The sequence below is a fragment of the Alkalihalobacterium chitinilyticum genome (assembly GCF_029028005.1).
Classification (GTDB): domain Bacteria; phylum Bacillota; class Bacilli; order Bacillales; family Bacillaceae_F; genus Alkalihalobacterium; species Alkalihalobacterium chitinilyticum.
The window spans coordinates 395,021-410,921 of the sequence record NZ_JAOTPO010000001.1 but is presented as its reverse complement, the minus strand read 5'-3'; the positions used below and the strand labels follow the sequence as shown (position 1 = coordinate 410,921).

14 protein-coding genes and 1 riboswitch are annotated in these 15,901 nt (G+C 37.7%); all 14 genes read left to right on the top strand.

Annotated elements, in window-relative coordinates; genetic code table 11:
* The first annotated feature begins 68 nt into the window (after window positions 1–68).
* Window positions 69–2,147 carry a sensor domain-containing protein gene (locus N7Z68_RS02075; RefSeq protein WP_275116792.1) on the top strand — a complete coding sequence of 693 codons (2,079 nt, stop codon included), beginning with the start codon at window positions 69–71 and terminating at the stop codon, window positions 2,145–2,147.
* Between the two features lie 348 nt (window positions 2,148–2,495).
* The gene (cobA, locus tag N7Z68_RS02070) at window positions 2,496–3,962 is read left to right on the top strand and encodes a uroporphyrinogen-III C-methyltransferase (protein ID WP_275116791.1); all 1,467 of its coding nucleotides are present in this window, start codon (window positions 2,496–2,498) and stop codon (window positions 3,960–3,962) included.
* Between the two features lie 17 nt (window positions 3,963–3,979).
* A complete protein-coding gene (locus tag N7Z68_RS02065; RefSeq protein WP_275116790.1) occupies window positions 3,980–4,753 on the top strand; it encodes a sirohydrochlorin chelatase in 774 nt (257 codons plus the stop codon).
* Window positions 4,734–5,366 carry a precorrin-2 dehydrogenase/sirohydrochlorin ferrochelatase family protein gene (locus tag N7Z68_RS02060; protein WP_275116789.1) on the top strand — a complete coding sequence of 211 codons (633 nt, stop codon included), beginning with the start codon at window positions 4,734–4,736 and terminating at the stop codon, window positions 5,364–5,366. Before N7Z68_RS02065 ends, N7Z68_RS02060 begins: the two co-directional genes overlap by 20 nt.
* Before the next feature lie 160 nt (window positions 5,367–5,526).
* Entirely contained in the window at window positions 5,527–6,528 is a 1,002-nt protein-coding gene (gene bioB / locus N7Z68_RS02055) for a biotin synthase BioB (protein ID WP_275116788.1), read from the top strand.
* 127 nt (window positions 6,529–6,655) lie between these two features.
* Window positions 6,656–6,833, top strand: a riboswitch (cobalamin riboswitch).
* 193 nt (window positions 6,834–7,026) lie between these two features.
* On the top strand, window positions 7,027–8,640 hold the full coding sequence (gene cobJ / locus N7Z68_RS02050) for a precorrin-3B C(17)-methyltransferase (RefSeq protein WP_275116787.1): 1,614 nt from the start codon (window positions 7,027–7,029) through the stop codon (window positions 8,638–8,640).
* A gap of 32 nt (window positions 8,641–8,672) precedes the next feature.
* Window positions 8,673–9,566 (top strand): sirohydrochlorin chelatase, encoded by an 894-nt coding sequence (locus N7Z68_RS02045; RefSeq protein WP_275116786.1) that lies wholly within the window; start codon window positions 8,673–8,675, stop codon window positions 9,564–9,566.
* 8 nt (window positions 9,567–9,574) lie between these two features.
* Window positions 9,575–10,342, top strand: a complete 768-nt coding sequence (gene cobK, locus N7Z68_RS02040) for a precorrin-6A reductase (RefSeq protein WP_275116785.1) — start codon at window positions 9,575–9,577, stop codon at window positions 10,340–10,342.
* A 4-nt stretch (window positions 10,343–10,346) separates the two neighbouring features.
* Window positions 10,347–10,997: a precorrin-8X methylmutase gene (locus tag N7Z68_RS02035; RefSeq protein ID WP_275116784.1), complete on the top strand. Its 651-nt coding sequence runs from the start codon at window positions 10,347–10,349 to the stop codon at window positions 10,995–10,997.
* A 3-nt stretch (window positions 10,998–11,000) separates the two neighbouring features.
* Window positions 11,001–12,119 carry a cobalt-precorrin-5B (C(1))-methyltransferase gene (locus N7Z68_RS02030; RefSeq protein ID WP_275116783.1) on the top strand — a complete coding sequence of 373 codons (1,119 nt, stop codon included), beginning with the start codon at window positions 11,001–11,003 and terminating at the stop codon, window positions 12,117–12,119.
* The gene (cbiE, locus tag N7Z68_RS02025) at window positions 12,098–13,306 is read left to right on the top strand and encodes a precorrin-6y C5,15-methyltransferase (decarboxylating) subunit CbiE (RefSeq protein ID WP_275116782.1); all 1,209 of its coding nucleotides are present in this window, start codon (window positions 12,098–12,100) and stop codon (window positions 13,304–13,306) included. Before N7Z68_RS02030 ends, cbiE begins: the two co-directional genes overlap by 22 nt.
* A complete protein-coding gene (gene cobI, locus N7Z68_RS02020) occupies window positions 13,307–14,014 on the top strand; it encodes a precorrin-2 C(20)-methyltransferase (protein ID WP_275116781.1) in 708 nt (235 codons plus the stop codon).
* Window positions 14,015–14,024: 10 nt separating this feature from the next.
* The gene (gene cobM / locus N7Z68_RS02015) at window positions 14,025–14,819 is read left to right on the top strand and encodes a precorrin-4 C(11)-methyltransferase (protein WP_275116780.1); all 795 of its coding nucleotides are present in this window, start codon (window positions 14,025–14,027) and stop codon (window positions 14,817–14,819) included.
* Entirely contained in the window at window positions 14,812–15,891 is a 1,080-nt protein-coding gene (locus N7Z68_RS02010; RefSeq protein ID WP_275116779.1) for a cobalt-precorrin 5A hydrolase, read from the top strand. Before cobM ends, N7Z68_RS02010 begins: the two co-directional genes overlap by 8 nt.
* The last annotated feature ends 10 nt before the right edge of the window (window positions 15,892–15,901 follow it).

Below are 15,901 nucleotides of genomic sequence, written 5' to 3'. Positions count from 1 at the left end.
TGTAAAATAGTACTAAAGATGAAAAAGAGATTATTAATGTGATACTCACAATGAAAGTAGGATACATAATGGTGACAAATGACCCTGAAACAATCATGAAAATCGCAAGAAACCAGTTATGGGAAAATTGTGACCTCCTGAGATCGATTGTACAATCTTCACCATTAGCAATAGCCGTTTTAGATTTAGAAGGAAAGGTTAAATTGTTAAATTACGGTGCTGAAACGATGTTTGGGTGGCAAGAAGAAGAGGTAATCGGTAAAAATTACCCTATCTTTTTAACTGAAGGAAGTAATAGTCCCCTTTTTGATCAGATGAAAAAAGAAGAGTTCATAATAAAGCAAGGTAGTGTTCTGAAAAAACGTTCGGGACTTTATCTTGATGTTTCAATATCCTCTGTGCATTTATATGAAAAAGATCAGTTTTTAGGAATTTTATTTATCTCTGAGGATCAGACGAAGCAGAAAAAGGCTGAAGCAGAGTTGAAACAATCAATAAAAGAAATAAAGGATATTAAATTTGCTTTAGATCAATCAGCGATTGTAGCGATTACAGATCCATTGGGCAAAATTCAATATGTTAACGATAAATTTTGTGAAATCTCGAAGTACAATCGAAACGAACTGTTAGGACAAGATCATCGGATTGTAAATTCAGATTATCATCCAAGGTCCTTCTTTAAGCAAATGTGGAAAACCATTAGAAGTGGTCAAGTTTGGCAAGGTGAAGTAAAGAATAAGGCGAAAGATAATAACTACTACTGGGTGCATACGACGATTGTCCCGTTCTTAGATGAAAGTGGAAAACCTTATCAATATGTTTCGATTCGAACTGATATTAGTAAACGCAAATTAGTTGAAGAAAAAGTAAAGAAGTTAGCCTATTACGATGAACTGACGAAGTTACCGAATCGAACGTATTTTAAAAAAAAGTTAGAGCAAGTGCTGCTCGAGCAATCTAATGAAAAAATCGCTGTTATTAGTATAGATTTAGATCGATTTAAAATCATTAATGACACATTAGGTCATCGGTATGGTGATTTATTATTAAAATCAGTAGCAGAACGTTTGAGAGGGAATCTTCGAAAGGATGACTTTATTGCCCGGCATGGTGGCGATGAATTTTTAATTTATCTAAGAAATGTAACGTACGAAGAAATTAAGCAAATTGTTAGAAATTGCATGAATTCATTACAACTCCCTATTCGTTTAGACCAGACAGACCATTTTTCATCCATTAGTATGGGGATTAGTGTTTATCCACAAGACGGCAGTACGTTTGAGGAATTGTATCAAAAGGCTGATATTGCTTTAAATCGGGTGAAAAAACAGGGGAAGAACTCTTTTCAGTTTTTTGAGTCGACGATGGACCACTCATTGTCTCGAGAATTACAAATTGAAAAAAATTTAAGAACCGCATTAGATCATAATGAGTTTACTTTGCACTATCAACCTAAGCAAGATATTTTAACAAAACACATCGTTGGAATGGAAGCATTGATCCGCTGGAATAATAAAGAGTTAGGAAACGTGTCTCCAGCTGAGTTCATTCCAATAGCTGAAGAAACAGGGATGATTAATGATATTGGCGAGTGGGTGTTAAGAACATCTTGTCAACAAAATAAGCTGTGGCAATCTAAAAATCTTCATCCAGTTACAGTTTCTGTAAATTTATCAGCTCGTCAATTTCTAGACCCTCATATTGTAGAAACAGTCACATCTATTTTGGAAGAGACTCAACTAAATCCCAAGTATTTAGAACTTGAGATTACAGAAAACGTAGCCGTTCATGAAAAAGATTATGTCAACAAAAAACTTAATGCAATGCGCCAATTGGGAATTAAAATTTCTATCGATGATTTTGGTATTGGCTATTCATCGCTCAGCTATTTAAAGGATTATCCAATTGATACGTTAAAAATTGATAAATCTTTTGTAGATGAAATATTGAAAAATGGAGACTCATCGATTGTTCGTGCCATTATAGCGATGGCACACAGCCTTCATATGTCAGTCATTGCTGAAGGTGTGGAAGTCCAGGAACAGTTACAGTTTCTAAAGGATCATAAATGTGATCAAATCCAAGGGTATTTTATAAGTAAACCAATATGTGCGACAGAGTTTGAACGCTTATTCCTAAAAGCCTGAAACTGAAGTGCCTGTTTACCTTGAATGTTAGAATGTACAAGACCAAACGTATTTGCTCTTGTACAGTACTATTCAAGATAGCGGGCACTTTTTATTTATGAGATAGGTTTGTGATAACTAAAGTAAAGAAGTCAATGTTAACTCTGTTACACATGCGCTTGTTTGACAGCATCAGCTAAGCGTTTTTTTAGTTGCAAGTATGGTTAATTTTTAATATAATTTATAAAACATATAAATAAACTCGGGTATAAAAGAAGGACGAGTACAAATTCGTATGAAGTGTATATGAATGAACTTAAAGTACATAAATAAAATAATTAGAACTCGAACGATAAAGGGGAAGCTAAAATGAAAAAAGGTATAATTTATTTAGTAGGTGCAGGACCAGGGGATGCGGGGCTACTTACAATTAAAGCGAAAAAAGTAATTGAACAAGCAGATGTTATTGTTTATGACCGGTTAGTGAACCCTACGCTTTTGTTACTGGCCAAGCCAAATGCTGAATTGATTTATGCAGGAAAGCTTCCAAAGCGTCACATTATGAGACAAGAAAAAATCAATGAAACTCTTGTTGAACATGGGTTAGCTGGAAAGGTTGTTGTTCGTTTAAAAGGTGGTGACCCAAGTGTATTTGGACGGGTGGGGGAAGAAGCGGATAGCTTAGCTCAAGCAGACATTGCTTTTGAAATAATCCCAGGAATAACCTCAAGTATTGCGGCCGCAAGCTACGCTGGAATTCCAGTGACTCATCGTGAGTATGGAGGAACATTTGCCGTTGTAACAGGACATGATAAATCAACTTCAGGCGAACCGTTAATTGATTGGAGTTCTCTTGCAAAAGGGATCGATACGATCGCTTTTTATATGGGAGTTAGTAATATCTTTCATATTGCGACGCAATTAATGAAGCATGGACGCCCTGCCGATACGCCTGTCATTTTAATTCAATGGGGGACGTACGGAAGACAAAAAACGTTAGTAGGGACATTAGAAACAATCGGCGATAAGGTCGAAAAAACAAAGTTTCAAAATCCAGCGATAACATTAGTTGGTGACATTGTAGCGTTACGAAAGAAGATTAAATGGTTCGAGACGAAACCTCTAATCGGGAAACAAATACTAGTAGCACGGACAAGCGCTGAAAAAAGCATACTAGAAGAGAAACTAAGTGAGTTAGGTGCAGATGTCTACAATTATCCTTCGTTTGAAGAGACATCATTTTTATTATCCAGTCAAAATAATGAAATAACTAAAAAGATAAATAAATATGATAAAATCACTTTTACATCACCAGACAGTATTCGTTATTTCTTTGAATGGTTACATATACAACGAATTGATATACGGTCAATCCAAGCGAAGTTTCAAGTTCTTTCTGATAAGTCACTTCAACAGCTTCGAAAATATGGTTGTATGGCTGAAAAAGTTCAAGATATAGTAGACTTGGTTAATCATTTAATTGTCGGTGAAGAAAAAGCAGTAGAAGTATTTACAAATACAGACAAAATGGTTACCCATGAAAATCAAATTACGAACGCCTCGCAAATTGTGTTGCAACGTTTGATGGATGATCAGTTGTTATCGACAATTATCATTCCAAGTGCAAAATCAGTACTAGAATTACAAAATGGGGCAGAACAGATTTCTCCACAACTTTTTACGGAATTATTAAAATTAGAAATAATCTGCTATGGAGAAAAGTCTGCTCAAGCAGCATCAAAAGCTGGATTTAAAGTTAACCATATTTTAAATGAACCATCTCATTCTGCTTTGGTCGATTACCTGCTGAAGCAATCTCAGGTTGAAAGTGTGTAAGGAAGAGGGTGTAAAAGATGGATGGAGTATTATATATTGGGCATGGCTCAAGAATTAATGCAGGAAATAAACAATTTCTGGTGTTTATCAATAAGGTCATGGAGATGCTGCCATTATTAATCAAAGAGGTTGCTTTTATTGAATTAACAAAACCGACAATCCAAGACGGGATTAAAAGTTGTATTGAACAAGGAGCGACAAGAATATTTATTCAACCCGTTTTATTACTAGAAGCGGGACATGCTAAAAAAGATATTCCTGAGGAAATTGGAAAAGCAAAAGAGCTTTACCCTGAGGTTCAATTTATATATGGTTCTCCTATTGGAGTCGATGATCGTATGATCGACATCGTATTCGACCGTTTACAAGAAAAAGGTTTTCAAAAAGAGACAAATGATAAGATTAAGGCTTCTGTTTTACTTGTCGGAAGGGGCAGTAGTGATATGGAGGCTAAGGCCGATTTTGAAGAAATTGCAAGACGATTAAAAGAAAAGCTCCAACTAAATCAAGTAACTCCTAGTTATTTAGCAGCCTCTGAACCGATATTTGAAGACGGCCTAAAACAAATCATAGAGGGAGATAATGAGATTATCTATGTCATGCCATATCTATTATTTACCGGCGTACTCATGAAAAGAATGGGGCGAGCGATTATCGATTTAGAAACAACTGATCATAAACAAGTACATTTATGCAATTTTCTAGGGTATCACGAGCAAATTAGAAACTTAATTTATTCAAAAACAATAGAGTTAATGAAAGGCAGTCATCATGAGCTTCATGCCAATTAGTTTGAACCTCAAGGATAAGCCGGTCGTTATTATTGGCGGTGGAAACATCGCCGAACGAAAAGTTATAAAAATAGTAAGTCATGGGGCTAAATTAACAGTCGTTTCACCTCAATTAAGCGAGAAACTAGCGGAGTTAGTTGAAAATCAGTCGGTACAATGGATTCAATCTGTATATAAGAAAGTGTATTTAGATCAAGCATTTCTAATTATAGCAGCTACAAACGACCCTGAGGTAAATTTATCCGTTTATCAAGATCGAAAGCCGAATCAGTTAATAACCATCGTTGATCAACCTGAATTAAGTGACTTTCATATGGTGTCAACGTTACAACGAGGAAAGCTTACGATTTCTGTTTCAACTGAAGGGGCAAGTCCTATGTTAGCTAAGAAAATTGTCAACCAACTCAGTGAAGAATATGGACAAGAATATGAAGACTATGTTGAATTTTTAAGGGAGTCGCGAAGACAGATTATAGAAAATATTAGAGATAAAAAGGTTTGTCGTCAGTTTCTTACTGAGTTGATCGCCGATGATGTCATCTATCATTCGGAGCGGGAAATATGGTTTAAAAATCGTATGCAACAATACATAGATATGCAACATGAGCAGTGATAATGGCTGCTCTTTTTTTATTTTTAACAACTTTGAACATCGAAAATCACAGTAATAATTGCTTGATCTGCTCTTTAATAAAATGGCAAATAATTCTTGTCAACCTCATCATTTAATGTTAACTTATATTAAAAGATAGTTGACGAAAGGTTGGGAGAAGATGACGACAACAACATCAACAAAAAGTATATGGGAACAGTATGCAGATAAAGCTTTAAATGGTGAATTATTAACCATTGAAGAGGGAGTGAGTATTCTTCAAGCAGATGATGATGAAGTTTTACCAATTATGCAAGCCGCTTTTCGTGTAAGAAAACACTATTACGGAAAAAAAGTAAAACTGAATATGATTTTTAATGCTAAAAGTGGGTTATGTCCCGAAGACTGCGGGTATTGCTCACAATCGATCGTTTCATCAGCGCCCGTTGAAAAGTATTCGTTATTAGATAAGGAGACTCTAATCGCAGGTGCCAAAGAAGCTATGAATAGAAAAGCTGGTACATATTGTATTGTTGCGAGCGGGCGAGGTCCTACTGAAAAAGAAGTTGATCAAGTTATTGATGCGGTTAGTGAAATTACGGCGACAATGCCACTTAAAATCTGTGCATGCCTGGGAATTTTAAGCGATGAAAAAGCTAAAAAGTTAAAAGAAGCAGGAGTTCATCGTTATAACCATAACCTTAATACACATAAGGACAATCATGCGAACATTACTTCTACTCACTCCTATGATGACCGTGTAAATACGGTTGAAGAAGTGAAGGCAGCAGGTATGTCTCCTTGTTCTGGCTGTATTATTGGGATGGGTGAGACCGATGAGCAAATTGTTGAGATTGCGTATTCGTTACGAGAAATTGATGCTGACTCCATCCCAGTGAACTTTTTACATGCCATTCCAGGAACTCCATTAGAAAACTACAAACGGACGAAACCGATGAAATCACTAAAAGTACTAGCTTTGATGCGTTTCATAAACCCTCCAAAAGAAATTCGTGTTTCAGGAGGAAGAGAAGTAAACCTCCGTACATTACAACCCTTAGCGTTATTTGCTGCAAATTCCATATTTGTAGGAGACTATTTAACTACGAAAGGCCAAGCAGTTACAGAAGACCATAACATTATTGAAGATTTAGGCTTTGAAATAGAAGAATGTGCACTATAATCAATCGACAATTTTAGATAATTTTTAAAAAAGATTGACAAACCTTTATCTTTTCCATTAATCTTTTAATACAATCACATATGTTGGGAAAGGGTAAAGATTTTAACATTGTTCATTTACCGGAATTTATAAATAATTTCAAGTAGAACTCTATTAAAATCTTTAAAAGGGAAGTTCGGTGAAAGTCCGACGCGGTCCCGCCACTGTAATTTGGTTGTAGTCTATTAAACCACTGTTCTTTGAATGGGAAGGAATAGATTGCAATAACCATGAGCCAGGAGACCTGCCTTTTCTAACAACACTGTCTGACCTACGGGAGATAGGGAGGTGTTAGAGAGCAGATTTTCTGTGTCTAGTTATTCATGCGAATTAATTTATTTGCGAGGAAGTTACAAGCATCTCTAACCATTACTCTATGGTTAGGGGTGCTTTTTTATTTGGTGTATTGGCCTAAATGTACTTTTAGAAATTAAATAACCATTAAAGGAGATGAAGTAGATGCAGCGAGGTAAGCTACTAATTATCGGATTTGGACCTGGTAGTGAACAGCATATGACCTTTAGAGCGAAAGAAGCCATTTTAGAAGCCGATTCCATCATCGGGTATAGTACATACGTTGATTTAATTCGTCCGTTAATTACCACTCAAGATATTGTACGCACAGGTATGACAGAAGAAGTGAGTCGAGCACAAGAAGCTGTTCGCCAAGCGGAAACAGGAAAAAAAGTAGCCGTTATTTCTAGTGGAGACTCAGGTGTTTATGGTATGGCTGGCCTTGTGTATGAAGTTCTCATCCAAAAAGGCTGGAAGGAAGAAGCGGGTGTTGAGGTAGAAATTATACCTGGCATTTCGGCTATCAATTCCTGTGGATCGCTATTAGGAGCACCAATCATGCATGATGCATGTACGATTAGTTTAAGCGACCATTTAACACCGTGGGACTTAATAAAAAAGCGAGTGGATGCTGCTGCTGAAGCTGATTTCGTAATCGCGTTATACAATCCACGAAGCGGGAAAAGAACAAGACAAATTGTCGAGACACAAAAGATTTTATTAAAGTATCGTTCACCAGACACACCAGTTGGATTGGTGAAAAGTGCTTATCGAGAAAGAGAACAAATTGTTATTACTGATTTAGAGCATATGTTAGACCATGAAATAGGAATGTTAACCACGGTCATTATCGGAAATAATTCTACGTTCATCTATGACGGAAAAATGATTACGCCGAGAGGGTATCAACGAAAATATACATTGAATGAGACTGAACAACAACTTAAACCACATGAACGGTTAAAAAAAGAAGCAGAACCGTGGGCACTTCATGGGGGGATAGAAGATGAAAGACAAATAGCTGACAGACCGCTCAGTCCGCAGGTGCTGGCAGAAGAGGCACTTTCAAAACTGGTTATTAAAACAAAACGACTAGAAAACAGCCGACAAAAAGGAATCGAGTTTCAACAGGAAGATATTTTTGAGTTTGCAGTTTCACCTGGGATTGCGAATAAAAAAATAACACCGCAACAATTGGCAGCATTGGTAGAAACGGTAGGAGAGGGAGCAACACTTGAGTATACACCAGATCACCTAATTAAAGTATCCGTTAAGACATCCAATCCAAGTGAAATGACGGAAAACTTAGGAAATGCAGGCTTTTTACTTCTTCCAACAGGTGATGTGGTCAACATAAAAGCATGTGATTTTTGTGATGGTGAAAAAGCCGACTCGATTCCACAAGTAGAACTACTTCAACAACTAATCGGCGGAATTTCAGTACCGAAGCAAATGAATATTGGATTTAACGGCTGTGGAATGGCCTGCTATAGTGCACCAACAAATGATATAGGGATCATTTATCGTAAGAAAGGATTTGATTTATTTTTAGGAGCTAAAACGACAGGGAGAAATGCTCATGTCGGACAGCTTGTTGCTGAAGGGTTGGAAGGAGGAAAGCTTGTTGACCTCGTTGTTAGGATCATAGAAGATTACAAAGATCGAGGATTACCGAATGAGCGATTCCATAAGTTTTTTAAACGAGTACAAGTTGTAGAAGGATTTTATTACAAGGAAGTTCCCGAGCAAGTGGTAGTAGATATGGCTTGTGGGGATTAATAGACGGTGCTAAATATAAAGGAGGAAGTGCAATGAATGCAATTTTATTTATCGGTCACGGTACAAAAAAGCGGGAAGGTAATGAACAACTTCTTCAATTTGTTGAGTCAATGAAAGGTGATATACCGTATCCAATCGTTGAAACTTGCTTTTTAGAGTTTTCCACTCCAACGATACGTGAAGGGATAAAACGATGTGTGGATCAAGGAGCAACGAAAGTTGGCCTCGTTCCAATGATGTTTTTTTCAGCGGGGCATGCGAAAATACATATTCCGGTTGAAATTGATGAAGCAAAAGCTATGTATCCTCATGTGGAATTTAATTATGGTAGACCAATCGGTGTTCATGATAAAGTGTTTGATATTTTACAATCGCGTCTACTTGATGTTGGCTTTTCTAACGACAAAGGAAAAGAAGAGGTCGGTATTTTATTAGTCGGTCGCGGCAGCAGTGATGCAGATGCGAATAGTGAGCTTTACAAGATAGGTAGATTGCTTTCTGAAAAATTAGAGATGGTTAATGTTGAACTGTCATTTATTGGTGTAACTTCACCTACAGTTGAAGAAGGTGTTGCCAGGTCCATAAAGCTTGGAGTGAAGAAAATTTATATTATCCCTTATTTTTTCTTCACAGGAATATTGATGGATCGAATGGTTGAAAAGCTTCAAAGCTTTCAGGTTGAGTATCCAGAGTTACAGTTTTCGATGACTGAATTTTTTGGTTTCCATCCTATTCTGAAAACGATCTTTGTTGAAAGGGCACAAGAAGCACTGCAAGGAGAAGCAAAGCTGAATTGTGATGTTTGTTCATACCGACTTCATGCAATGGAACATATGGATATACATCATCACCACGACCATGACCACCATGATCATCATCATGGGCATACTCATGACCACAACCATCAGCAAGAAATTCAAAGGTAGGATAAAAGATGATTTATGTAATAGCTGGGACAAGTGATGCAAGGGAATTGGCGATAACACTAAGAGACGCAGGTCATGACATTATGGCTTCGGTCGTAACAGATAATGCGGCTATTTCTCTTCGTGAAGCGAATATTGAAACCGTCGTTGGAAGGTTAACCGCTGAAGAAATGACGGTGTTCATAGAACAAAGAGGAATAGAAATGATCGTCGACGCTTCTCATCCATTTGCGGAAGAAGCATCAAAAAATGCAGTTAAAGCGAGCCGTATCTCACGTGTACCTTATATACGTTATGAGCGGGAAGAGTATCAAGGTCAGACTGGACAGATTACGCATGTTTCTTCATATAAAGAAGCAGCACTGCTTGCCAAAGAGAAAAAGGGCACAGTTATGCTTACAACCGGAAGTAAAACACTGCAAATTTTTACAGAACACCTATTGAATGTAAATGGGGTCCGATTAATTGCAAGGATGCTGCCACGTAAAGATAATATGGAAAAATGCGAGGTATTAGGTGTTGAACAAAAAAATATTGTAGCGATTCAAGGTCCTTTTTCAAAAGAATTAAACATCGCATTGTTTAAACAATATAGTGTAACGCTCATGATTACAAAAGAAAGTGGAAAGGTCGGGTCAGTGGACGAAAAAGTTGAAGCTGCTAAAGAACTAAACATACCGATTGTAATGATTTCAAGACCCAAAATAGACTACGGCATCGTATGCAGATCTTACGAAGATGTTTTAGAAACAATAAATCAAAAAGTTGAGGTGTAATAAAATGGATTTCCAAACAGAATTTAAGCCGCTAACCGTACAACCACAAGAAATTGAAGAGTTAAGTTTTCAAATGATCACTGACGAGTTGGGTGTTCACCATTTTACAGAAGAACAATATCCAGTTGTTCAGCGCATTATACATGCGTCTGCTGATTTTGAGTTAGGGCGTAGTGTTGTTTTTCATAGAGACGCAGTACAAGCAGGGATTCAAGCGATTCAGTCGGGAAAAAAAGTGGTCGCTGATGTACAAATGGTTCAAGTCGGGATTAGTAAACCTAGAATTGAAAAGTTCGGTGGGAGTGTTCATGTGTATATCTCTGATCCGGATGTTATGGAAGAAGCAAAACGTCTGAATACAACGCGGGCGATTATTTCTATACGAAAAGCCATAAAAGAAGCTGAAGGTGGAATTTTTGCGATTGGTAATGCACCTACTGCATTACTAGAATTAATTCGTTTAGTAAAGAACGGTGAGGCCAGACCAGGACTTGTTATAGGGATGCCAGTTGGCTTTGTATCAGCTGCTGAATCAAAAGAAGAACTTGCTAAATTAGATATCCCATTTATTACAAACATGGGACGTAAAGGAGGAAGCCCAGTTACTGTTGCTGCATTAAATGCATTATCACTTATGGCTGAAAAGCAGGGGTAGAACATGAAGAAGAAAGTTGAAAAAGACCCGAAGGATATGCGGCATGGATATACAACTGGTGCTAATGCGACGGCAGCAACAAAAGCCGCCTTACTTTCACTCCTCTTGCAAAAAGAAGTGAGACAAGTGTCCATTCGTTTACCTGTTGGTGAAGTGGTAACTTTCAACATGGAAAATGTAAGATTTAATGAATGTGAAGCTAGCGCAACGATCATTAAGGACGGTGGGGATGATCCTGACGCAACTCATGGAGCACAAATGATTGCAACCGTTCAATTAAGTCTGGATGAAGGAATCCATCTAGACGGTGGTATTGGTGTCGGAAGGGTAACAAAGCCTGGTTTACCAGTAGCAGTCGGTGAAGCTGCCATCAATCCTGTACCACGAAAAATGATCATTGAGGCTGCTATAGACGTCTTAGAGAAATTTTCGCTCGTAAAGGGTGTAAGTATTATCATTTCCGTTCCGGATGGAGAAGAAATTGCGAAGAAAACATTAAACGGCAGGTTAGGCATTATTGGAGGAATTTCAATATTAGGTACAAGAGGGACAGTTGTCCCCTTTTCCACTTCAGCCTTTAAAGCGAGTATTGCTCAAGCTATTCAAGTTGCTGTTACTAACGGATGCGATCACTTATTTTTAACAACAGGTGGCAGAAGTGAGAAGTTTGCCATTGAAACTCATCCTGAAGCTAAAGAAGAAGCTTTTATTGAAATGGGTGATTTTGTCGGGTTTGCTTTAAAACAATGTAAAGCGAAAAAGGTAAAGAAAATAACGCTTGTAGGAATGATGGGGAAATTTTCAAAAGTAGCTCAAGGAATCATGATGGTGCACTCTAAAAGTGCACCGGTTGACTTCAATTTTCTGGCTGAAGTAGCAAAAGAAGCGGGAGTACCAACCGAATTACAAGAAGAAATTCGTGGGGCTAATACAGCATCCCAAGTGGGTACGCTCATGTTGGAGTATGAATATCATGCCTTTTTCTCAAAACTATGTCTATCAATAGGAAATATGAGCCTTAAAGAAATTAGGGGCGGTCTGGATATAGAAGTCTATATTATATCAATGAATAAAGAAGTATTAGGAAGAGAGGTTGTAGTATGGGACAACCCATTAAAGTGATAGGGATAACAGATGGAGGAAAAGCTAGTTTATTACCCATGTACGAAAAGTGGATTAATGAAAGTGAATGTTTAATAGGGGGAGAACGTCATCTGAGCTTTTTTCCAGACTTCAAGGGAGAGCGTATTCCATTAAAAGGTAACCTAAAGGATATCGTAGAGCGGCTTCAGACTTCAACGAAAAGTTGTGTTCTGTTAGCTTCTGGAGATCCTTTATTTTACGGGATTGGTAGTTATCTATCAAAAAAAATCCCCGTTGAAATCTATCCAAATGTCAGCTCAATTCAGGAAGCTTTTGCTAAAGTGCAAGAAAGTTGGCATGACTGTACGTTTATTAGTGTTCACGGCAGGACAATGAAAGGATTAGCTCAAAAGGTTGATAGCAAGGAAAAGGTGTGTCTGTTAACAGATGAAACGAACACACCAGCCGAAATTGCTAAGTATCTTCTTTCATACGGGATGAGAGAGTATGATGCCTATGTAGCAGAAGCATTAGGCGGAGAAAATGAAAAAGTTGTTTGGCTTTCTTTAGAAGAAATGTCTGATTATGAAGGGCACCCTCTCAATATCGTTATTTTAAAACGCAATAGAAAAGGACCAACCTGGTCAATTGGAATACCTGACGACCAATTTAAACAAAGAAAGCCTGATAAAGGGTTGATTACGAAAAAAGAAGTTCGGGTTCTTAGTTTAGCAGAATTAAGCATTCAAGAGGACTCAACGGTGTGGGATATTGGCACATGTACAGGCTCTATGGCAATTGAAAGTGCAAGAATTGCTAGACAAGGTAAAGTATTTGCGATTGAAAAAAATCAAGCAGACTATGAAAACTGTTTAGAAAATACGAAGAAGTTTCGAACCGATATTACAGTGAAATGTAGTAAAGCGCCAGATGGTTTAGAGGAGTTTCCTGATCCAGATGCCATATTTATTGGCGGAACAGGTGGAGAAATGAAAGAACTATTAAGGATCTGTGATGAACGTTTAAAACAAGGAGGACGAATAGTTCTCAATGCAGCGACAATTGAGACTCTATATCTAGCAAATGAAATTTTCCATTCTCTAGGGTTTGAGACGTCGATTAACCTTATCCAAATTTCAAGAAGTAAGCCTATTTTACATATGACCCGTTTTGAAGGTTTAAATCCAATCTACATTATTACAGCCACAAAGAAGGAGGAGCAATAAATGACAATTGGAACAGTTTATGGTGTTGGAGTAGGCCCGGGAGATCCAGAGTTAATTACAATTAAGGCTTATAGAATGCTTAAAGAAGCAGATATCATTGCTTACCCTAAGAAGAGAAAAGGCAGTAAAAGCTATGCTTATCAAATAGTAGAACAATATATCGATACAGAGAATAAGGAAATGCTCGGTCTCGTGTTTCCAATGACAAAAGATCAAGAAATTCTAGATCGAGAGTGGCGGACGATTGTTGATCAAGTATGGGAGTGTATTCAACAAGGAAAAGATGTTGCTTTTGTAACAGAAGGTGACACGATGTTATATAGTACATTTATTCATATGTACCGCTTAATGAAAGAGCTGCATCCAGAGGTTAATATTGTATCGATCCCTGGAATATCGAGTGTGAATGGGGCTGCATCAAGGCTTTGTATTCCTCTTGCTGACGGTGATGATTGGACAGGGATTATTCCAGCAACGGACAATCGGGATGATATGAAAAAAGCGCTTGAAGATCATGACGGAATGGTGTTCATAAAAGTAGCCAAAGTATTACCGATGATGATTGAACTATTAGAAGAGCTAGATTTAATTGATAAAGCGACAGTCGTCACAAAAGTAACGTCAGGTGAGGAATATATATGGAAAGATGTTCGTGAATTAAAAAGTGCTGAACTCGAATATTTAACGTTAATGTTAGTAAGAAAGTAGGTGAAACGTTTTGTTAGAAGCTAAAGTCTATATTGTAGGAGCTGGTCCAGGGGATCCAGAACTAATAACAGTCAAAGGTCAAAATATCTTAAAGCAAGCCGACGTGATCTTATATACGGACTCTCTTGTGAATGAACAGTTAATGGAAGTAGCAAAATCAGATGCGCAAGTTTTAAAAAGTGCCGGTATGAATTTAGAAGAGCTTGTTCACTGTATGATAACAAATGTAAAACAAGGGCGAAGTGTAGCACGCGTTCATACAGGTGACCCTTCTGTTTATGGTGCGATCTTAGAACAGATGCGCTATTTAAAAAATGCTGATGTTGATTATGAAATCATTCCAGGTGTCAGTTCAGTTTTTGCTGCAGCAGCAGCTGCACAGATCGAGTTAACGGTTCCTGAATTAACGCAAACCGTTATATTAACGCGTGCTGAAGGACGAACACCTATGCCAGAAAAAGAACGGTTACGTGATCTTGCAAATCATCATAGTTCTACCTGTTTGTTTTTAAGCACGACGCTAATTAAGAAAGTAGTAAGAGAATTTTTAGAAGCAGGGTGGCTTGAGACGGATCCGGTTGTCGTAGTCTACCGTGCCTCGTGGCCAGATCAAAAAGTTGTGAAAACGACGTTAGGTCAATTAGATGAAGCAATGAGAGCAGAAGGCATTCGTAAACAAGCAATGGTTATCATCAGTAAAGCAGCCAATGAGGAACTATTAAAGGAAGAAGGAAAATATGAGTCTAAGCTCTATGATAAATCGTTTACCCACGGTTTTCGCAAAGGGGAGTCCGTTAATGGATAACATTGCAATCGTTGCCATTACAAAGCATGGAGTCGAACTCATTCGAGACTTAAGTACATCCATGCCAAAAGCGGATTTGTACTACATGAAAAAATTTGAACGGGGTGATGAAGCCGAAAGAAATATTCACTTATTTGAAGGTTCGATTCGACTTTTATTGCCTGATATGTTCAAAAAATATGACGGGATTATTATGGTGATTTCATTAGGAGCCGTCGTGCGAATGATTGCGCCGATTTTAATAGATAAGAAAATGGACCCTGCAATAGTAGTGATTGACGATAAAGGAGAATTTGTAATTAGTGTGCTTTCAGGTCATATTGGGGGGGCGAATGATTTAACCCGCGTAGTGGCTTCATACATTAATGCGACTCCGGTAATTACGACAGCATCTGATGTTCAAAAGACAATTCCAGTGGATATATTTGGACGTGAATTTGGCTGGGTAATTGAAGACTTTTCAAATGTGACACCGGTAAGTGCAGCTGTTGTAAATGAGGAACCGCTTCTTATCTTGCAAGAATCAGGTGAAAAAACATGGTGGAAACATGACCGGTCGCTCCCGAAGCAAATGAAAGTGGTACAATCGTATGAAGAAGCCGTTGATATTGATTTTAATGCAGCACTAGTTATTACTCATAGAATTTTAACAAAAGAGCAAGAGCAAAAGCTGTTAACGAATGGGGTATTATACCGGCCTAAATCTGTTTTTTTAGGGATTGGTTGTAATCGTGGGACTTGTATGGAGGAAATAAAAAGCGTCATTTACGAGACGTTGAAAGAACATCAAATTTCGATTCATTCGGTAAAGTCGATTGCGACCATTGATTTGAAAAAGGATGAAGAAGGGCTGATTCAAGTATGTGATGAATTTGGCTGGGAGTTTCTCTACTATACTGCAGAGCAATTAAATGCCATTTCGATAAAAAATCCGTCTGAAACAGTTTATAAATTTACCGGTGCTTATGGTGTCAGCGAGCCGGCTGCACTTCTAGCCGCAGGAGTAGATGAGCTTTTTTTAGAAAAAAAGAAAAATGGAAATGTAACGATATCAATTGCTATTAAAAAGTAAGGATGTGACT